This is a genomic window from Pseudoblastomonas marina, assembly GCF_014641655.1.
Taxonomy (GTDB): Bacteria; Pseudomonadota; Alphaproteobacteria; order Sphingomonadales; family Sphingomonadaceae; genus Alteriqipengyuania_A; species Alteriqipengyuania_A marina.
In genome coordinates, this window is the sequence record NZ_BMID01000001.1 from 2,539,309 (window position 1) to 2,557,014 (window position 17,706).

At 66.3% G+C, this 17,706-nt stretch carries 19 protein-coding genes; 4 read left to right on the forward strand and 15 right to left on the reverse strand.

The genetic code is table 11. From position 1 onward, the window contains the following. Positions 1-98: 98 nt before the first annotated feature. The 3 genes from IEW49_RS12510 to IEW49_RS12520 are packed head-to-tail and all read right to left on the reverse strand — an operon-like array spanning position 99 to position 3,408. Positions 99-1,001 carry a class I SAM-dependent methyltransferase gene (locus IEW49_RS12510; RefSeq protein ID WP_188642974.1) on the reverse strand — a complete coding sequence of 301 codons (903 nt, stop codon included), beginning with the start codon at positions 999-1,001 and terminating at the stop codon, positions 99-101. Then, the gene (locus IEW49_RS12515; protein WP_188642975.1) at positions 998-2,674 is read right to left on the reverse strand and encodes a 2OG-Fe(II) oxygenase family protein; all 1,677 of its coding nucleotides are present in this window, start codon (positions 2,672-2,674) and stop codon (positions 998-1,000) included. Before IEW49_RS12515 ends, IEW49_RS12510 begins: the two co-directional genes overlap by 4 nt. Then, the gene (locus tag IEW49_RS12520; protein ID WP_188642976.1) at positions 2,671-3,408 is read right to left on the reverse strand and encodes a 2OG-Fe(II) oxygenase; all 738 of its coding nucleotides are present in this window, start codon (positions 3,406-3,408) and stop codon (positions 2,671-2,673) included. Before IEW49_RS12520 ends, IEW49_RS12515 begins: the two co-directional genes overlap by 4 nt. Positions 3,409-3,493: 85 nt before the next feature. Between IEW49_RS12520 and IEW49_RS12525 the strand changes: the two genes are divergently transcribed. Then, positions 3,494-4,465, forward strand: coding sequence for an esterase-like activity of phytase family protein (locus tag IEW49_RS12525; protein ID WP_188642977.1), 972 nt, complete (start codon positions 3,494-3,496; stop codon positions 4,463-4,465). Positions 4,466-4,544: 79 nt separating this feature from the next. Here IEW49_RS12525 and rpmB read toward each other — a convergent pair whose 3' ends face one another. Then, a complete protein-coding gene (gene rpmB, locus IEW49_RS12530; RefSeq protein WP_188642978.1) occupies positions 4,545-4,832 on the reverse strand; it encodes a 50S ribosomal protein L28 in 288 nt (95 codons plus the stop codon). 156 nt (positions 4,833-4,988) lie between these two features. Here rpmB and IEW49_RS12535 point away from each other — a divergent pair, with 156 nt between their 5' ends. Together IEW49_RS12535 and IEW49_RS12540 are read left to right on the forward strand one after the other, a co-directional pair. Beyond that, complete coding sequence (locus IEW49_RS12535) at positions 4,989-5,234, forward strand: lipoprotein (RefSeq protein WP_188642979.1); 246 nt, start codon at positions 4,989-4,991, stop codon at positions 5,232-5,234. An 81-nt stretch (positions 5,235-5,315) separates the two neighbouring features. Further along, positions 5,316-5,771 carry a nucleoside deaminase gene (locus IEW49_RS12540; RefSeq protein WP_188642980.1) on the forward strand — a complete coding sequence of 152 codons (456 nt, stop codon included), beginning with the start codon at positions 5,316-5,318 and terminating at the stop codon, positions 5,769-5,771. A gap of 10 nt (positions 5,772-5,781) precedes the next feature. Here IEW49_RS12540 and IEW49_RS12545 read toward each other — a convergent pair whose 3' ends face one another. From IEW49_RS12545 to IEW49_RS12565, 5 genes are all read right to left on the reverse strand, one after another. Then, positions 5,782-6,507: a T2 family ribonuclease gene (locus tag IEW49_RS12545; protein ID WP_188642981.1), complete on the reverse strand. Its 726-nt coding sequence runs from the start codon at positions 6,505-6,507 to the stop codon at positions 5,782-5,784. Further along, positions 6,504-6,965 carry a hypothetical protein gene (locus IEW49_RS12550; RefSeq protein WP_188642982.1) on the reverse strand — a complete coding sequence of 154 codons (462 nt, stop codon included), beginning with the start codon at positions 6,963-6,965 and terminating at the stop codon, positions 6,504-6,506. The genes IEW49_RS12545 and IEW49_RS12550 overlap by 4 nt, the downstream gene beginning before the upstream one ends. A gap of 64 nt (positions 6,966-7,029) precedes the next feature. Next, positions 7,030-7,890 carry a carboxylating nicotinate-nucleotide diphosphorylase gene (gene nadC, locus IEW49_RS12555; RefSeq protein WP_188642983.1) on the reverse strand — a complete coding sequence of 287 codons (861 nt, stop codon included), beginning with the start codon at positions 7,888-7,890 and terminating at the stop codon, positions 7,030-7,032. 81 nt (positions 7,891-7,971) lie between these two features. Then, positions 7,972-8,766 carry a LytR/AlgR family response regulator transcription factor gene (locus IEW49_RS12560; protein ID WP_188642984.1) on the reverse strand — a complete coding sequence of 265 codons (795 nt, stop codon included), beginning with the start codon at positions 8,764-8,766 and terminating at the stop codon, positions 7,972-7,974. Continuing rightward, positions 8,763-9,977 carry a sensor histidine kinase gene (locus IEW49_RS12565; RefSeq protein ID WP_188642985.1) on the reverse strand — a complete coding sequence of 405 codons (1,215 nt, stop codon included), beginning with the start codon at positions 9,975-9,977 and terminating at the stop codon, positions 8,763-8,765. The genes IEW49_RS12560 and IEW49_RS12565 overlap by 4 nt, the downstream gene beginning before the upstream one ends. A 96-nt stretch (positions 9,978-10,073) precedes the next feature. Here IEW49_RS12565 and IEW49_RS12570 point away from each other — a divergent pair, with 96 nt between their 5' ends. Further along, positions 10,074-10,697, forward strand: coding sequence for an HD domain-containing protein (locus IEW49_RS12570; protein ID WP_188642986.1), 624 nt, complete (start codon positions 10,074-10,076; stop codon positions 10,695-10,697). Here IEW49_RS12570 and IEW49_RS12575 read toward each other — a convergent pair. Genes IEW49_RS12575 through IEW49_RS12600 form a run of 6 tightly spaced genes read right to left on the reverse strand, consistent with a single transcriptional unit; the run spans position 10,672 to position 17,631 of the window. Continuing rightward, positions 10,672-11,640, reverse strand: a complete 969-nt coding sequence (locus IEW49_RS12575; protein ID WP_188642987.1) for a M48 family metallopeptidase — start codon at positions 11,638-11,640, stop codon at positions 10,672-10,674. The two genes, IEW49_RS12570 and IEW49_RS12575, sit on opposite strands and share 26 nt — an antisense overlap. Positions 11,641-11,644: 4 nt before the next feature. Beyond that, a complete protein-coding gene (locus IEW49_RS12580; protein WP_188642988.1) occupies positions 11,645-12,352 on the reverse strand; it encodes a DsbA family protein in 708 nt (235 codons plus the stop codon). A gap of 9 nt (positions 12,353-12,361) precedes the next feature. Continuing rightward, positions 12,362-13,735, reverse strand: coding sequence for a M48 family metalloprotease (locus IEW49_RS12585; protein ID WP_188642989.1), 1,374 nt, complete (start codon positions 13,733-13,735; stop codon positions 12,362-12,364). A 44-nt stretch (positions 13,736-13,779) separates the two neighbouring features. Further along, on the reverse strand, positions 13,780-14,682 hold the full coding sequence (locus IEW49_RS12590) for an alpha/beta hydrolase (protein ID WP_188642990.1): 903 nt from the start codon (positions 14,680-14,682) through the stop codon (positions 13,780-13,782). 17 nt (positions 14,683-14,699) lie between these two features. Continuing rightward, positions 14,700-15,791, reverse strand: coding sequence for a phosphatase domain-containing protein (locus IEW49_RS12595; RefSeq protein ID WP_188642991.1), 1,092 nt, complete (start codon positions 15,789-15,791; stop codon positions 14,700-14,702). A gap of 49 nt (positions 15,792-15,840) precedes the next feature. Continuing rightward, on the reverse strand, positions 15,841-17,631 hold the full coding sequence (locus IEW49_RS12600; protein ID WP_188642992.1) for a PAS domain-containing protein: 1,791 nt from the start codon (positions 17,629-17,631) through the stop codon (positions 15,841-15,843). Positions 17,632-17,706: the final 75 nt, after the last annotated feature.

The window sequence follows — 17,706 nt, forward strand, 5'->3', positions numbered from 1 at the left end:
CGACCGACCGAAGAACGGTCAAAAGAAGGGGCGGCGAGCTTTGGCTCGCCGCCCTTTTCTTTTGTCTCCCATGAATTCCGCCGCTGGCGGCTAGTGCGTCAGCGCGTGAGGATGCGGAAATGTCCGAAGGGCGGGCGCCCGGGTTCGGCCAGTTCCGCGACATCGCGTTGCGCCAGCCCGGCCTCCGCAAAGGCCCGTTCCAACAGCGCGGCATCGTCGGCCGTATGGCAGGCGGCCTCGAGCGAGTCGATCCGCCCGACCTCGTTGCGCGCCTGTGCCGCGATCCGGTCGAGCGTGGCGCTGACATTGGCGGGATGGTCGCGCGCGCCCATCGCGAGCGTCTGGCGGACCGCCTCGGCGATCTCCCACGCCGCCGATCGTGGCCCGAACTTGCGCGCGCCTTCGCCCGGTGCTGCGGCGAGGGCGGGCGGCACGCCGACCTGCCCCAGCGCGCGCAGGGCTAAGCTCTTCTTGCCCTTCTCGACCAGCTCCTGCTCGTCGATCGCCCAGCGGATCGCATCGCGCCGGGCGATATTGTGCGCAAGGATCGGCCCGTCGCCGCGATGTGTGATCAGGCCGACCTTGCCGCCCGGTGCGAGCACGCGCGCGATCTCGGCCGCGACCCGCGCCGGATCGCCATATTCGAACGCGAACTGGGCGGTGACCGCATCGAAACTGTCGTCGTCAAAGGGCAGGTCTTCCATCGCGACCCCACCACGGGTCCGGATGCCCTGAGGTGGATCGGGCAGCTCGGGCGCAAGGTCGACGCCCTGCAACCTGAAACGCGGCGACACGGCCTTGAGCGTCGCGAGCACGCGCGCATCGCCGGTGCCCAGATCAAGGATCCGTGCCTTGTCCGGAAGGCCATCGGCAAAGCGGCGCCAGGCTTCGGCCTGGACCCGGTCGATGCCCTGCCACGCATCGGGCAGGCAGCCCCCGCCCTTGCGGCGCTCACCTGCCCAGAAGGCGCTCCATGCCTTGGCTTCCTGCTCGCGGTTCAACCGACATCCCCCGCGCTCACATCGAAAGCCACCGTCATTCTCTCCCCTTCGGCAAAATTCCGGGTCCCGTGGTACAAGGTACTCGGGAACAGTGCGAGCTTGCCGCGCTCGGGCTTGATCAACCGCAAGGGCTCGAGCTCCGTGCGCAGGTCCGGCGGCGGCCGTCCGATCTCGAGATGGCCCGGACAATCCTCGTCATCGACCGCCGGCGGGACGACGAGGTAGAGCGCCGAGGACAGCACCCCGAGCGGATGGATATGGCTGGTGTGGAAGCCAGCGCCCGGCAGGCGCACCGACCAGGAATGCGTGATCCGCCAAGGCTCGTCGCGATAACGCAGCACAGGGTGCGTCGCATCGTGCTCCGGCAATTCCTCGCGATATGCCTCGAGCGTGGCGACGATCGCTGCGCGAAGCCGAGCAAGCACCGGCTCTTCTCGCTGGAACAGCCGGCCGCGGGTCTGGGTGCCGCCACGCACGGACTGCCCGAGCGGCAGGGCGGAGCCGCGATGAAGCTCGCGCAGGAAGTCGGTCGCCTCGTCCAACACGCCTTGGTCGGCCAGAGCCACCGGTCGCACCAGCTCTTCGCGTCCGTGCAGCCATTCGTGGCGCGGGTCATCGACCAGGCGCCAGCAGACGTCGCGCAGCGCCCACAGATTGACCGCAGGGCCGCCCGCTTCGATCAGTCCGCCGAGCGCCGCTTCAGCCTGTTCGATCCGGCCCATCCGGATATCGTGCCGCGCACCGTGCTCCACCCAGTCGCGCGTATCGCGGCGAAATTGCGCGAAGATGCGCTCGGCTCGTTCGGCGTCCCCCGCCATGCCCGCATAGACCGCTTCAAGCAGCGCGAAGACCTCCGTCTGACGTGCGGCATTCCGGGCTCGAGCCGCGATCTCTACCGCTTCGGCGAAGAAATCGAGCCCGCCCAGCGTCTTCGCCCAGGCGAGGTAGATCGCGTCGGGAGGATCGGCTTGCTTCGTCGCATCGGCGAAATGGCTCGCAAAGTCCGTGTCGCCTCCGGCCAGGCGCAATTGGGCGAGCGTCTCAAGCCCCTCGATCCAGTGCGGTGCCTGGGCGATGACCTGGCGCATAAGCGCGACGGCCTCGTCATTTCGCCCGGCGACATCGAGCGCCAGCGCCTTCGCCTGCCACAAACCGGCATCCCCGGGTGCAGCCGAGATTGCCCGCTCGATCCGTTCGAGCGTATCGACCTGCCCGCGCTCGAGTGCGACACGCGCTCGCCCGTGGAGCGCGCGGACATGCCCCGGATCGCGTTGCAGGACCTCGTCGTAGCTCGCCTGCGCTGCGGCGAATTCATAGCACTGCCGCTCGGCGTTGCCGCGCGCCGACCAGTAGCGGGGCTCGTCGCGACCGATGTCCTCCGCCCCGGCCAACATCATCGCCGCCTCGCGATGCCGCCCCACCCGGCCCAGGGCGATGGCAAGGTTGATCGCGTAGTCGAGTGCGGCAGGATCGAGCTCCCGGGCCTTCGCAAACAGCTCCGCAGCGCGCGCGGGTTCTGCCATCCGCAAATGCGCGACCCCCACCGAATTGACGAGGCCGGCATCCTCCGGATCTGCATCGATCGCACGGGCGTACAGCGCCTGCGCCCGGGCACCGTCACCCGCTTTCTCGGCCGCCAGCGCGTGCTGGTGCAGTTGCGCGGCCTGGCTCATTTGTCGCGGAACCACCCGGTGATCGCGAAGCGCCCGGCCGGGGCGAAGGGCGGGACGAAGCTCACCAGGTGCGGTTGCGGCACTTTGAACATGTTGAGCGTGTTGAACCGCGGGCGATAGCCGGCGACGATATCGCCGTCCTGGTCGAGGAAATTGAGGTATCCGCCCCAGTCGGGGTGCCAGTCGTCGGGCGCGAAATTGAGGACGTAGGCGACCTGCCAGCCGTCTTCGACATGGCTGTCGATATGGCGGCCGAGGAAATGCCCCGGGGCGAACAGCGTGGCTTGCGCATCGGCCTTGACCAGTTCGGGAATCCCGGTGACCTCGCGCACGAGTTCGAGCGTTTCGGGCGTGTTGAGATATTCGACCAGCAGGTCGTGCGGACCGCCCTCGGCCCATTTTTCCCTGTATGCGTCGACCATCGGGTAGCGGCCGTAGCGAAAGGCGTAGTCGCCCTGCATCGCGGCCCTGTGCGTGCTTTCGGCGATCTCGCGGAGGATCGGCTGCGCGGTATTGTCCTGCAACTGCTCGCGCCGGGCACCCTGTGGCTGGCCGTCGATCCCGGCCTGCCAGCCCATTCCCCACGGCGTCGCCTGGGCGAGGATCGAGCGGATCTCGCGCGCGGTTTCGTCGGTCAACACGTTGCGGAGCTGAACCCTCGTGTCCCGCGCGAAGCGCTCTGCCGCGGCCCCGCGATCGATGCCGGGGTTGAGTTCGAAAAGTGCCTTGGCCATGCGGGAAGTCCGTTGCGGGTTACCGTCCGAGGTCCTAGTCCATCGCCGACGCGGGCGGCAAGGCAGGAAGGAAGGCGCAGGCGCGATGGTGCGGAAATCGCTGGCGCTCTTGCTGCTCCTGCTGGGCCTCGTCACCGTCTGGTGGCGTTCCGAGCCGCGCTCGGAGGACATCGAACCGACCGTCGAGCTGGTCGCGTTTCCTCAATTTGCGGGCCCCGCCGATCCGGACCTCGCGGTCGAAGGCGTATGGCAGCTACGCTCGCGGCAGTTTTCGTTCGGCGGGTTTTCGGCTCTGGTGCTGCGCGCCGACCAGCAGTTGCGCCTATTCAGCGACTACGGGACGGTGCTCGAACTCCCTCTCCCGCGCGGCGGCGACGCGACGATGCGGCTCCCGCTCCGCCGGGTCGGGGAGGATACCGCGCGCAAGTCGGGCCGCGATATCGAGGCGGCGACCGCGTTCGGCGGGCAGACCTGGCTCGCACTGGAGAACCGCAATGCGATCGTGCGGCTCGGCACAACGCTGCGAATCGAGCGTGAGGCGAGGCCGTCGGCGATAGGCGGCTGGCCCGCCAATGGCGGACCCGAATCGCTGGCCCGGCTCGCCGACGGTCGGTTCCTCGCCCTGCGCGAAGGCAAGGTCGTGGTGGGCGAGACCGATCCATTGGTCGGCGTGCTGTTCGACGGCGATCCCACCGAGGACCCGGCATCCCGCACGGTCGCGATCACAGGCGCGGACGGTTACCACCCAGTGGATGCAGCGACCGCACCCGACGGGCGGATCCTCGTCCTGCTGCGCCGACTGGGTTTTGCCTGGCCGTTCGAGTTTCACAGCCGGCTGGCTTGGCTCGATCCGGACGACCTCGCCGACGGAACGGCGCGCCTCTCGGCACCGATCGACCTGTCGTCGATCCTGCCGCGCGACAATTACGAGGGGATTGCGGTGCGCGGAGCGGGCCATCGCTGGGATATCTGGCTGGTGTCCGACGATAACGATTCGCACTTCCAGGCGAGCTGGCTCGCGCACCTCACCCTCGATCCCGGCAGATTGCCCGACTGAATCAGGTTCGGCGCACGCGAAGAAGCCGCGCTCCCTCGCGGGAGGCGGCTTCTGCAACCGGATCTACCGGTGGGAAAGGTTAGGCCGCGGCCTTCGCCTTGGCGATTTCGCGCTTCACCTTGCGCGCATTGTCGCTCAGCTTCTCGTCGGAAGTCTTGAGCAGCCAGTTGTCGAGCCCGCCATTATGTTCGACCGAGCGCAGGCCCTGCGTCGAAACGCGGAACTTGAAGCTCTTGTCGAGGCTTTCCGACATCAGCGTGACGTTCTGCAGGTTGGGCAGAAAGACTCGCTTCGTGCGGTTGTTGGCGTGGCTCACGTTGTTGCCGACCTGGCGTCCTTTGCCGGTCAGCTCGCAAATGCGGGACATGACACTTCTCGTATATGGAATCGGTTTGGCCGCACCATGGCGACGAAGGCGCGCGCATAGCGGGCATGTGCGAATTGGTCAACTTGAAAGCCCCCGTTGCCACGATTGGACCGCGGGCTTACCACTCACCTTCTTCACGATCGGAGGATCCATACCATGAAGAAATCGATTGCGCTCGTCGCTGCCACGACCCTCGCATTCGGCCTCGCCGGCTGCGATGTCGACCAGACCGAAGAAGGCGAACTGCCCGAAGTCGAGGTCGAAGGCGGCAACATGCCCGAATACGATGTCGAAGCGCCCGACGTGGAAGTCGGCACCGAGGAGGTCACGGTCGACGTTCCCACCGTCGATGTCGACACCGAAGATGCCGAAGGCGAGCCGGTTACCGGCGACGAGGAATAGATCTTACGAGGCGAGGCGCGCGACGGGCTGTAATCGCCCGGCCCGCGTCGCCCACCCGCGGCCGGAAGCGCGACAGAAACGATGACGCAATGGCCGCTGCCCGACCCGATGGCATTGGCGCTCGAGGAGGCGCAGGCCGCTGCGCATCAGGGCGAAGTCCCGGTCGGCGCGGTGGTGGTGTGCGACGGCGACGTGATCGCGCGCGCCCACAACAGCCCGCGGTGCCTGCACGATCCCACCGCCCATGCCGAAATGCTTGCGCTGCGCCGCGCGGCCAAAGCGCTCGGGCGAGAGCGGCTCGAGGACTGCGAGCTTTGGGTCACGCTCGAACCCTGCGCAATGTGCGCCGGCGCGATCGCCCATGCGCGCATCGCCAAGCTCTATTACGGGGCCTCTGACGAGAAGGGCGGGGCAATCGAGCACGGGCCACGCCTGTTCGAGCAGCCGACCATCATGCACCGGCCCGAAGTCTATTCGGGCATCGGCGAAGGTCCTGCCGCGGCCCTGTTGCGCGATTTCTTTCGCGCGCGACGCTAGCGGCGAGGGGTCACAAGCCGCGCCAGATCGACAGCGGGGCGGCATTGGCGGGGCCGTAGCGGCGCCTACCGCAGTCGGTCGGCATCCAATCGTTATCGTAACAGAGCCTGATTTCCTCGAGCCAACCGCGCTCGTTCCGGTCGATCCCGATGGAGCCGCGCGGGAAATGCGGGTTGGCCGCGATCCACGCATCGCGCAGGTCGCCCGCGGTGAGCCCGTCCTTGCGCGAGAGCCGGTCGAGATCGGGCTTGTCGTAGGAATCCCACAGGATCTGCTGGACGCGGTAATAGGTCGAGGGTCGACGGACCATGCAGCTGCCGTGCTTGGCCCATTGGCGGGCGAGCAACGCCGCGCTCGGGCTCATGCAGAGACGGCGCGCCAGCATTTCGCCCGACGGGCGATAGCGCGTACGGCACCATTGCGGCCAGCGACCGCCCGGGCCCTCGGGCCACAGACCGTGGACGATCAGCCCGAACCAGCCATTGCGGCGGTTGCATTGGCGCAGGCGTCCCGCGCGGCTCCCCGCGTCGCGGCAATGCTCGGGCGACCAGCTCAGCGCGAAGGTATAGCCCGTGACGCGCAGTTCGCGCCGCTCTCCGTCGGGCGCGATGCGCGGCACCGAGACCCGTTCGGGGACGCGGCACTGATAGGCTTGCGCGAGGGCGGGCGGGCCGGAGGCGAGGAGTGCTGCGGCACCCAGTGCGAGACCGGCCCTGACGGGGCCCGCGCCGGTCATTCGCCGTCGAGGTGTCCGTCGTCGTCCTCGTCAACCACCCGCTTGCCCTTGAGCCAGATCGTCGATTCGGCCTTGAACAGGTAGAACACCGCGATCAGCTGAAGCGCGAGGACAAACAGCGCAACCAGCGGAGCGATGGCCGGCAATGCGGCGAAGATCGTCGGGAGGCCCAGCAGATTGATCGCGACGACCCCGACCACGAGGTAGCGCACAAGGCCGATCCGGCGGCGCGAGACGAGATACCACAGCAGCAATTGCAGCGCCGCCAGCAGCGCGATGAGGATGATCGCGACCGTATCGGACGAGCCTTCGACTAGCCCGCGCGAGCCCTGCCCGCCCGCGAACCGGTTGGCGACGACCGCAGCGATCGAAGCGCGGTCGAGGAAATTTGCGATGAGCTCGATCGTGACCGCTCCGAGATAGAACAGGTCGAATTTCTTGATGCTGTCGGGCCGCATGGGCGTCCTCCCCCTTGGATTGCGCTGGCTACATTAGCGCTTTGCGGTGCGCGTGCAATCGCCCTCAGATCGGGGTGAAATCGAGCCCGATGTCGGCGGCGGGCGCGCTCTGCGTCAAACGTCCGACCGACACGTAATCGACCCCGGTGGCGGCCTTGGCGGCGATCGTATCGAGATTGATCCCGCCCGAGGCCTCCGTCGGTACGCGCCCGGTCACCAATGCTACCGCTTCGCGCAGCGTGTCGGGGTCCATGTTGTCCAGCAGCAGCCGGGTCGCACCGGCCTCGAGTGCGGGTTCGATCTGGTCGAGCCGGTCTACCTCGCAGATGATCTCCTTCACCCCGGCATCGACTGCGCGGCGCACGGCCTCGCCCACGCTGCCGGCGACGAGCACGTGGTTGTCCTTGATCATCGCCGCGTCCCACAGCCCCATGCGGTGGTTCTGCCCGCCACCCATCCGCACTGCGTATTTTTCGAGGAACCGCAGCCCGGGGATCGTCTTGCGGGTGTCGAGCAGCACGGCATTGGTGTCACCCATCGCTTCGACATATTGCCGCACCAGCGTGGCGATGCCCGAGAGGTGCTGCACGGTGTTGAGCGCCGCGCGTTCGGCGGTAAGCATGGCGCGGGCATTGCCTTCGAGCCGCATCAGGTCGGTTCCCGGTTCGACGCGATCGCCATCTTCGACCAGCCGCTCGATCGCCATGTCGGGATCGAGCCGCCGGAAGAACGCTTCGGCCACCGGCAGGCCCGCCACGGTGATCGGATCGCGCGAATCCATCACGCCGGAGAACCGAGCCCCGGCGGGAATGACGCTTTCGGACGTCACATCGCGTCCGCCACCTTCGAGACCCGCGCCAAGGTCCTCGGCAAGGGTCTCGGAGACGAATTTTTCGAGATCGAAGCCGGTCAGCGAGAAACTCATCACTTCTCCGTTCGTGCTGCGCTTGCCCAAGCACGCCCGTGCCGACGCCCTTCGACAGGCTCAGGGCGAGCGGTTGTAAGGTTAGTGGACGAACCGCGCGACCACGTCGCGATAGCTGCGGCTGACCTTCACCTCGGCTCCCGAATCCAGCACCAGGAAGCATTCGCCGTTGGTGTGCGGCTTGACCTGCCGGACCAGGTTCAAATTGACGATGGTCGAGCGGTGGACTCGCTGGAAGGTGCGCGGATCGAGCCGGCGTTCGAGGTCCTTCATCGTCTCGCGCAGGATCAGCGAATTGTCGGCCGTGCGGATGCACATGTAGTCGCCCGCCGCCTCGATATGCTCGATCGTGTCGACATCGACTCGGAAGATCTGGCCGCGATCCTTGACGTTGAGCAGCTTTTCGTAACGCTCGCTGCTCTCGCCCGTGCCTTCGAGGTCGTCGACCCGGTCGGGCGCGACTTCGGCGAGCACGTTCTTGAGCTTTTCCGCCTCCTCGGCCGACTTGCGCTCGGACAGGCGGTTGCGCACGCGTTCGATCGTGTCGGCAAGCTTGTCCTCCTCGACCGGTTTCATCAAATAGCTGACGGCGTTGGCTTCGAAGGCGCGGATCGCGTGCTCTTCATAGGCGGTGACGAAGACGAACAGCGGCGGATCGATGTCCATCACGCCGTTGACCACGGAAAATCCGTCGAAACCCGGCATCTGGATGTCGAGGAAGACGAGATCGGGCTTCTCGGTCTTGATCTTGCGGATCGCCTCGCGCCCATTGGCGCAGGTGTCGATGATCTCGACGTCGTCGAACGGCTCGAGACGGACCTGCAAGCCCTGGATCGCGAGCTTTTCGTCGTCGACGATGATGGTGCGGATGGTCATGTGCTCTGGCTACTCCCTTGAGCAAAGCGGGGCGGGACCAGTTCGGTTCCCTCCGGTGATCCCTGTTTTTCGGTCGCCACGCGCGGTTGCGCGGTGGTTTCGGTTGCGAATTCGGCCGGTATCTCGATGATGACACCGAAGCCGCCCTCGGCCGGTTCGCGGATCTCGAAGCGGTGTTCCCCTTCATACGCCTGTGCGAGGCGATTGCGAATATTGTCGAGCCCGACCCCGGTCGACACCGCTTCGCCGCCATCGAAAGTCTTGCCCGACATGCGCTTGTCGGTCGCGCTGTCCTTCAGCCCGGGGCCGGTGTCCGACACCATGATTCGCAGCGTCGGCCCGATCAGGCGGACGTCGACGCGGATCTCGGCGCCGCTTTCCTGCGGGCTGACGGCGTATTTGATCGAGTTCTCGACCAGCGGCTGGAGCAGGAGCGAGGGCATCAGCGCATCGCAGGCCTCGTCGTCGATCATGAAACTGGTGCGCAAGCGATCCTCGAACCGCATCCGCTCGATATCGAGGTACAATTTCAGCGTGTCGATTTCCTGCTCGACCGTCACCCGCCCGCCGGGTTCGTGGATCAGCGTGTAGCGCAGGAAGGACGACAGGCGCGAAAGCATCGCATTGGCCTGAGTCGTCTGCTTGAGCAGGACGAGCGTGCTGATCGAATTGAGCGTGTTGAACAGGAAGTGCGGGTTGAGCTGGTAGCGCAGCATGGCGAGCTGGGCGCTGGTCGCCTGTCCTTCGAGCGCGAGCAGGCGGTCCTGCTGCTCCTCGACCTGGAGAAAGAAATTGATCGCGTAATAGAGCGCCGACCAGGCGCCCAGCAGCACCAGGTCGTATCCGTAGACGCCGACCAGCCGCTGGACGAAGCCCGATTCGGTGTCGGGTCGGTAGAGCCCTACGATCCAGGTATCGATGATCGCGTGGATGCCGACCGCGAACAGCAGAACGATCAGGCTGACGCCCCAGGTCACCAACGGCGGACGGGTGATCAGCTGGCGGTACACCACCGACAGGATCAAGCTGATCGAGAACCCGGTCACGGTGAAGACGAGCAGGACGAGGAAGAACGACCACGGCTGGTCGTTCGCCAGCGCCGACATGATGCGCAGCGCCAGCACGCCGCCCCACCCGGCCAGCTGGAGCCGCCAGAAAGCCTGGTTCTTGTTCGCGAAGAACGGCGTGGGTTGGACGGGAAGCACGGCCATCAGGCCATTGCCTTTAGCCCGGAAATCGCGCTCGCGGGAAAATTTTGCAGCCCTGTTCGCCATCGCGTATGCTGCGATCGATTAGGGAGCGAAGCGATGGATGTGGATAGCAAGGCAGTTCACGGCGCGACGGAACGCGCGAATTTTGCGGCGATGACCGAAGGCACGCGCGAGGATTGGCAACTGATCGCGCGCGAATTCGGCGAACACGCCCGGGGAACGCCCGATCGCGTGCTCGAACATCTCAAGCTGCTCGAAGGCGACCATGGCGGCTTCCCGGTCTGCCGGCTCGAACATTCGTTGCAATGCGCCACCCGTGCGCATCGCGACGGGCGCGACGAGCCCTATGTCGTGATGGCGCTGCTGCACGATATCGGCGACACGCTCGGGGCCTACAACCATCCTGATATCGCGGCGGCGATCATCAAGCCGTTCGTGAGCGAGGAACTGCACTGGATCTGCCAGCATCATGGCGCCTTCCAGGGGTATTACTATTTCCACCATCTTGGCATGGATCGCGATGCGCGCGAGCAGTTCCGCGACAGTCCGTATTTCGACGCCTGTGCGGAATTCTGCGAGAAGTACGACCAATCGGCCTTCGATCCGGACTACGATTCGGAAAGCCTCGAATTCTTCGAACCGATGGTGCGCCGGGTGATGGCGACGCCGGTCAATTCTCCGATCGCGGCGGCCGTCAGCGAGAAACCGGCGGCGGCATGACGTCGCGCGCGGCCGCGAGTTCCGCCGCGAAATAGGGTGTCCAGTCGAGCGTCCCTGCCGCGGTGATCGCCTCGATTTCGCGCGCGATCGCGTCCCGGCGGGATTTCCACCCGTCGTGCGACGTCCCGAGATAGAGGAACCCGTCCTGCCCCGGGCCGTGCTTCTCGAGGAAGGCGACCGCGCCCGCCGGATCGTAGCCCGCACGCGCCATCAGCCACGTGGCGAGCCGGTCGGCCTCGCGTTCGACATCACGCGACGAGGGGCGCTTGCGCCGCGGCAATTCGCGGCGCAGGCGGTGCTTGAGGATGTTGTGCGCCAGTTCGTGCGCGACGAGGAAAGCGAGGCCGTCGTCGGCGATATCGCCCGCAAGCCATCGGTCGCCGATTCGCACGCGCAGGCCGGTGCTCGCCGCCCTGTCCGAATCCTGGATGACTTCGAAACGGGCATAACAGGCGGGCTCGCCTGCGATCCGCCGTTCGTCTTCGCCGCTGCGCGCGATAGCGACAGCGCCAGAACTGCGCAGCCTCGCCTCGATTGTCTCGTTGACGTCATAAAGCCGCTTCCAGTCGCGGTTATCCTCGGCCGGAAGCGTGTTGGGATCGCGCCCCTCGAGACTTGCGATCTCGTCGCCGGCAGCGATGCCGGCGCGCATTGCGGGACTGTTGCTGGCCACCGCCTGCACCGCGAAATCGCGCTTCTGCCCGAAGGCCTCGCGCACCGCGTCGGGGTCCGCCCAGCCGCGCACGTCGCGTAGCATCAGCCCGATGGCGGGGCGTGCATCGGGACAGAGGTCCGCTGACGCCCTTGCCAGTTTCCAGCCGACATCGAGCAGGCGGCGGTCGGCCCAGGCCTGACGCTCGAGCGGCGTCGGCTCGGCCTGCTGCGCGATCGCCGGAGCAGCGGTCAGGGCGAGCAGAAGGAGAGTGCATCGCAACGCGCGCATCGGTCTATTCGCGCGCGGATTCGATCGCTTCTGCGAGCGTATCCTTGCCGACCGCGCCCGCCAGCACGGTATCGCCCACGACCCATGCGGGCGTGCCGTCGAAACCCATCCGGCGAGCCAGCGCGCTGCTCTTTTGGAGCTCGTCGTCCAAGGCCGGGTCGGCAATGTCCTTCCTGGCCTGCGCCATGTCGAGCCCCGCGCGCCCGGCCGCGATCTCGATCGCCTCTTCCGCAGGGGCGTCGACCTCATACATTGCACGGTGGAATTCGCCGTATTTGCCTTGCCGCGCGGCGGCGAGCCCCATGCGCGCGGCAGCGACGCTGGCGTCGGACAGGATCGGCCATTCGCGGATCACGACCCGCAGGTCGGGATTGGCTTCGATCAGCGCCTGCACATTGGCGAGGCTCGCGCGGCAATAGGTGCAGGAATAGTCGGTGAACTCGACCAGCGTCACGGTCCCGCTCGGATTGCCGAGCACGGCACCGGGAAACGGGGTTTCGAGGTCGGTACGGATGTCGGCGAGCTGGGCGCGCGCCTCCTGCGTCTGCAACGCCTGCACCATTTCGGGCAGGATATCGGGGTTTTCGAGGAGGTAGTCGCGGTGGCTGTCGTCGGAGATCGCGCGATCGATCAGAAATCCCGCGCCGGTGCCGATCGCCAGTGCTGCCGCTACGGCCAGCGTGAAGCGGCCTGCCGAAATTCCTTCACTCATGAAACGCCCCTATCGCCCTTCGCGCTCACGCTCCAGCGCGGCGCGCGCCTGCATCGAGATATCCTGCGCGCGCAACCAGTCGGGCGAACCCACCGGAAGTGCGTTCTCGGCCGCCTCGGCGCTTTGCAGCGCGCGCTGCATCTGTCGGCTCAGCACTTGCTGTTCGGCGCTGGCGAGGCGCGCGCGGGCCATGTCGCCGCGAGCGGCATAGACCACGCCGAGCTGGTACCAGGCGAACGGATTGTAGCGATCGCGCTGGACCGCGGCGCGCAAGACCCGCTCGGCTTCCTCGTAATTGTCCTCGTCCTCGGTCGCGATAAGCGCGTGGCCGAACATCGTCGCGATCAGCGGCTGGGCGCGCGTAATCTCGGTCGCACGGCGCAGCGGCGGCAGGGCTTCTTCGGGGCGCCCCGATTCGAGCAGTACCTGACCCTTGACCTCGAGCAGGTAGGGATCGTCCGGGTAACGTTCGAGCAGCGCCTCGATTTCCTCGCTGGCACGATCGACCTGCGCATCCTTGTGGAAGGCATAGGCGCGCGCGATTCGCGCGGCGTCACCGGTCATGCTGGCCGGATACCGGGTAAGCACCTGCTTCGGCTCGGCGAGATAGCCGTAGAGCTTGGCCTGCATCCGCTGGAAGCGCGCTTCCAGCTCGGGATCGGTTTGCTTTTCCCATGCGGGGTCGATCGCGTAGGTCTCGCGCAGGGTCGCCACGCGATCGCCCGCCATCGGGTGGGTGCGGTAATATTCGTCGTCGCCGCGCGCGCTCGGGCGAAACCCGCGGCGGAATTCCATCTGCTGCAGCCGCTTGAAGAATTCGAGGCTGCCCTTGCCCGAAACGCCCGCATCCGAGAGGTATTGCGCACCCGCGGCATCCGCCGAGCTTTCCTGCGCCCGGCTAAAGGCTAGGAATTTGCCCATCGCGGCCCGCTGCCCGGCCATGATCGCACCCATCGCGGCCTCGCCCGCACCGGCGAGCGCAGCGCCGACGCCGATCAGCAGCGACAGCAGCGAAATGCCCGACGCCTCGCGAATCCCGTCGCCGAAGCGCAGGATATGGCCGCCGGTAATGTGACCGAGCTCGTGTGCGATCACGCCCTGCACTTCGTTGGCGTTCTCCGCCGCGTTGATCAGGCCGCTATGGATATAGACGATCTGTCCGCCCGCGACGAAGGCGTTGACTGAAGGATCGTTGACGAGAACGATCTCGACATTCTCCGGCTCCAGCCCGGCGGCCTCGATCAGCGGAGCCGACATATCCTGCAATACCGCCTCGCTCTCGGCATCGCGCAGGATAGACTGGGCCAATGCCGGGCGCGCGGTGAAGACCGTTAGCGCGGCAAGCGCCATGACGAGGGCAAGCAGGCGGTTCAGGGATCGCATCGTGCCAGCCTAGCGCATTTGCAGTTGAACGGGGACTGAAGAATTCAGTCGGTCGGCGCGACGTCTGCGAGGAAAGCCAGCACGCGGGTACGCACGCGATTGTCGCGCCACCACGGGCTGGCGAGCTTCAGGAGCACGTCATTGTGACCCATTTCCGGATAAAAGGCGGTGTCGACCCGGCCCCCGAGGCCCGCCACCGCGCGTGCGAGCGCTTCGGAATTGCGGATCCGGACCACCGTGTCCGCGCCGCCATGTACGAGCAGCAGCGGCGGGGCATCGGCGCGCGCGAAATTGACCGGCTGAGTCGCCTGCGGATCGGGTGCCTGGCCGAAGCTGTTGATCGAGCTTTCCTTGTCGAACGGGTAGAAATCGGCCGGTCCCGCCAGGCTGACCACGCCCGCTAACCGATCGGCATCGAGCCCTTCGTCGGCCACCCATTGGCGGTCGAGCCCGAGCATCAGCGAATTGTAAGCGCCCGCCGAATGACCCATCAGCACTATCCGTCCCGGGTCGCCGCCGAAGCGGGCGATGTTGGCATCGGTCCACGCCACCGCCGTCGCGAGATCCTCGAGCATGGCGGGAAAGCGCGCCTGCGGGAACAGGCGGTAACCGGTCAGTACGACGACATAGCCCTCGCTCGCCAGGCTGCGCGCGATGAAACCGTAATCGTCCGGATCGCCCCAGTTCCATCCGCCACCATGGGTGAATACGATCACCGGTCGCGGAGCATCGCCTTTGCCGAGCGGCTGCGCGTAGACCGCAGCGGTCACCGCGGGATCGTCGCCCAGCTGGACGTTTGCGAGCTGCGCAACCTCGCGCGACCCGGCGCTCGCGCGGTCGATCCAGTCGACCAGCCGCGGCCCGCCATGGCCGCTCGCCGTGTTCCAGACGACGAGGGCCAGCCCCAGAAGCAGCGCAAGCGAAATGCCGCCGATCCACCATCCCATACGCTTCCGCCTCGGGCTCATTCGCCGCCTTCCTGTTCGGTCGCTTCGACCACGGTTTTGGCGTCTTCGCTACCGCCGAGACCGGCTTCCGCCAGGAATTCGTGCCCCTCGTCCCAGCTCTGGCCGATATAGAGCGGCACGCCGGTCGCCTCGACCGCCTGTTTCGCCGCCTCTTCCTCGGGGGTGAAGGGCTCGCCGACCTTGCGGATGAATATTCCGGAAACTTGCGCCGGATGCCGTTCGAGGACCTTTGCATAGGCGGTCAGGTCACCCTGCGAATCGTCGCCGACGAGCGCGAAGCGTCGCTCGGGATAAAGCGACAGGATGGCGTCGATCGCATCGGTCTTGTGCGACCCGTGCGAGGACTTGCCGAAGGTCCTGCGATCGAACCCCCAGTCGCGCAGCCGGAGCGGGCCGATCGGCATCCCGCGCGAACGCATATATGCGACGAGATAGGGATAAAGGTTCCAAGGCGAGGACGAGACGTAGAAGAACGGACGGCGACTGGCGGGCATGGCGTCGCCGGCTTCGTCGCCCTTCTCATCGACCCCTCCGCCGAGCGCCTCGTAGAACAGTTCGGCACCAGAGACCGGCTCGCGCGCCGAAGGCATGGTGGCGAACAGGCGCCGCCAGTTCCTGAGCACCGAGCGCACGCCGCCGGTGACGCCGGTCTCGACGATCGTATCGTCGATGTCGGAAATCACCCCTGCTGCATCGTCCGCGCCCGGCGCGAGCACGTGACCGGCCACGCAATGGTCGCCGCGCGCATCGGACCAGCGAAACGTCACCGCTTCCCATGCGCTGGATTCGGGCAGGGGCCGTGCAGGAGCGAGGTCGATCTCGAAATGGCAGTAGCCTTCCTTGCCGCTGACCAATTCGTGGGACTGCCGCGATCCGTCGGGCGCTTCGACTTCGAGGGTGACCGGATGCTCCGCGACTTCGTGCGAGTTGTAGAGTCGCAGCATGGTGCGAAAGGTGCGCCAGCCGCCCGAGAGGTCGAATTTGGGTGGAGACCCGCGCAGGACGCGGGCGTCGACGATCAGCCGTTGCGCATTGCGAAATCCGAAATAGGGCTGGACGCGAATATCGCGCGGGGGAATCAGCGGCATGGAGCCGCGTTAGCGGGCTCGAACGACGGGCGCAAAAAATCCCGGGGAATCAGTCGAGCAGCTTGCGCGCGGCCTTTTCGACCAACCCGATATCTTCGGGCACCTCGCCGAGCAGCACGATCGTTCCGTCGGCCTGGCGGCGCACCATCAGCAGCGCGAATTCGGCGCCATCACGGGCGACATCCTCGAAACCCTGCGGATCGAGCGCACGGAGCTTGTCCGCGATCTCTTCGCGCACGCCATCGGTCACTTCGACCGCCTTGCCCTGTTCGGCCTTCCGGAGCTTGCGCTCTTCTCGGACGATGGCCTTCAACCCGCCCCTGGCATCGGACAGGACCTGGGCGAGTTCGCCGCGCTCGACGCCCAACCGGTGCGCATGGCTCAGTGCGGCGGCGTATTCGGTGACTCGGGTCTTGTCGTAATCCGCTCCGAAGACGAGCTTCACGATCGGGGTCATCGGCGCGCGATCCTGCACCGTAAGACCGGCTTCTTCGATCAGCTGTTCGAAATCCTCCGGCGCTTCCTGCGCCGCGATCGAGAAATCGTAGGCCCGTCCGATCGCGTGATAGAGCGCGAAGCGGGTGCGCTCCTCCGAACCCTTGGCCGCCTGCGCGAGCTCACGCGCGGAGGCGAGCCAGTCGGCCAGCCCCATGTCTTCGGGCGCGAGCTCGGTCAGTCCATCGGCGACGTCCGCTTCGGCCACGGCCGGCAGGGTGGCCGCGTCGGTGACGGGCTCGCTCTCGGGTTCGTAGGGAGTGGGGACCGCGGCTTCGCCTTCGGGGTCGGCCCAATCCTCCTCGTCGTCGTCCTCCGCGAGCGCCTCGACATGCGCGCCGGCAAGTGAGGCGTAGACCGAATCGTTGCCGGTCTCGTTTTCCTCGGTGTCGCCGTAATCGGGGGCATAGGACGCCGGATCGATCGGCTCGTCGTCGTCCTCGGCATAGCCGTCGAGATCGAGCGGTTCACTTGCATCGACCACCGGCGGCACGATCATGTCGACCGTGCGCTTCAGACCGAAGCTCGGTTCGGGCAGGTCGCGGGCGTGATCTTCCGAGCCCGGGAGCGGGGCGTCTTCGCCGGGGAGGTCGGCGACCGAATCGCCAGTGCCCGGCCCGGTTTCCGCGCCTTCGGAGGCAGGGCCGTCGGCCCACCCATCGACCTGCGTATCGTCGAAATCGGGAGCTGGAGGGAAACGGTCGATTTCGACCTCTTCGTCCTCGTCCTCGATCGCCTCGGCCAGCGATAGTTCGAGCGACTGGTCGACCTCGAGCATCAGGGCGTCGGTGGTGTCCTGGTCGGCGAGTTCCTTCCAGTTGATCACGCCGTAGATGAAATCGATTGTCTCGTCGTCGCTCGAAAAGGGCAGCAGGATTCCGCGATAGAGTACGGTATTCCCGGCCTGGTTGACGAATTCCGCCTCGAACCCGATCGGCGCCTGGTTGGCGATGATCTGCATGTAGTGATCGGTGATCCGGCTCAGCAAGGAGCGGCTGGGGACGTCTTCGAGACAGGCGATTTCGGATGCGGTCCCATCGCATTCCTCGGCCAGCAGATCCCCCAAGAAGGGGATCGCCGGGTTGTCGATGCCAGTCGAAAAATCGAGCAGCACCGAGTGCGGACCGAAATCGGGCAGGGCGGTCGGGTCGAGATCCTCGATCGACGGATAATTGCGGTTTTCGAGCAGGCTGGCCCAGAAATTATACGCCCGGACCTGCATCCGGCGCTCGTCCTGGCCGACGGGAGCCGGCGGCACCTCGTCGAACTGATCGTGATCGTCGTCGGAATCGCTCGCGTACGGATCGAGATCCGCATCGTAGAAATTGCCGCGAAGACTATCCATCACGTACCCCCGGTGCCGCACGCCCATTCGTGCCCATGGTTCCGTGGGTTTGTGCCTTTCCGTGGTAAATTAAGC

Coding starts and splice junctions, on each gene's coding strand:
- IEW49_RS12585 (WP_188642989.1), bottom strand. CDS start 13,735: ATGCGATCCCTGAACCGCCTGCTTGCCCTCGTCATGGCGCTTGCCGCG.
- nadC (WP_188642983.1), bottom strand. CDS start 7,890: ATGAGTTTCTCGCTGACCGGCTTCGATCTCGAAAAATTCGTCTCCGAG.
- IEW49_RS12565 (WP_188642985.1), bottom strand. CDS start 9,977: ATGGCCGTGCTTCCCGTCCAACCCACGCCGTTCTTCGCGAACAAGAAC.
- IEW49_RS12520 (WP_188642976.1), bottom strand. CDS start 3,408: ATGGCCAAGGCACTTTTCGAACTCAACCCCGGCATCGATCGCGGGGCC.
- IEW49_RS12595 (WP_188642991.1), bottom strand. CDS start 15,791: ATGCCGCTGATTCCCCCGCGCGATATTCGCGTCCAGCCCTATTTCGGA.
- IEW49_RS12580 (WP_188642988.1), bottom strand. CDS start 12,352: ATGAGTGAAGGAATTTCGGCAGGCCGCTTCACGCTGGCCGTAGCGGCA.
- IEW49_RS12575 (WP_188642987.1), bottom strand. CDS start 11,640: ATGCGCGCGTTGCGATGCACTCTCCTTCTGCTCGCCCTGACCGCTGCT.
- IEW49_RS12600 (WP_188642992.1), bottom strand. CDS start 17,631: ATGGATAGTCTTCGCGGCAATTTCTACGATGCGGATCTCGATCCGTAC.
- rpmB (WP_188642978.1), bottom strand. CDS start 4,832: ATGTCCCGCATTTGCGAGCTGACCGGCAAAGGACGCCAGGTCGGCAAC.
- IEW49_RS12560 (WP_188642984.1), bottom strand. CDS start 8,766: ATGACCATCCGCACCATCATCGTCGACGACGAAAAGCTCGCGATCCAG.
- IEW49_RS12545 (WP_188642981.1), bottom strand. CDS start 6,507: ATGACCGGCGCGGGCCCCGTCAGGGCCGGTCTCGCACTGGGTGCCGCA.
- IEW49_RS12525 (WP_188642977.1), top strand. CDS start 3,494: ATGGTGCGGAAATCGCTGGCGCTCTTGCTGCTCCTGCTGGGCCTCGTC.
- IEW49_RS12515 (WP_188642975.1), bottom strand. CDS start 2,674: ATGAGCCAGGCCGCGCAACTGCACCAGCACGCGCTGGCGGCCGAGAAA.
- IEW49_RS12540 (WP_188642980.1), top strand. CDS start 5,316: ATGACGCAATGGCCGCTGCCCGACCCGATGGCATTGGCGCTCGAGGAG.
- IEW49_RS12590 (WP_188642990.1), bottom strand. CDS start 14,682: ATGGGATGGTGGATCGGCGGCATTTCGCTTGCGCTGCTTCTGGGGCTG.
- IEW49_RS12550 (WP_188642982.1), bottom strand. CDS start 6,965: ATGCGGCCCGACAGCATCAAGAAATTCGACCTGTTCTATCTCGGAGCG.
- IEW49_RS12570 (WP_188642986.1), top strand. CDS start 10,074: ATGGATGTGGATAGCAAGGCAGTTCACGGCGCGACGGAACGCGCGAAT.
- IEW49_RS12535 (WP_188642979.1), top strand. CDS start 4,989: ATGAAGAAATCGATTGCGCTCGTCGCTGCCACGACCCTCGCATTCGGC.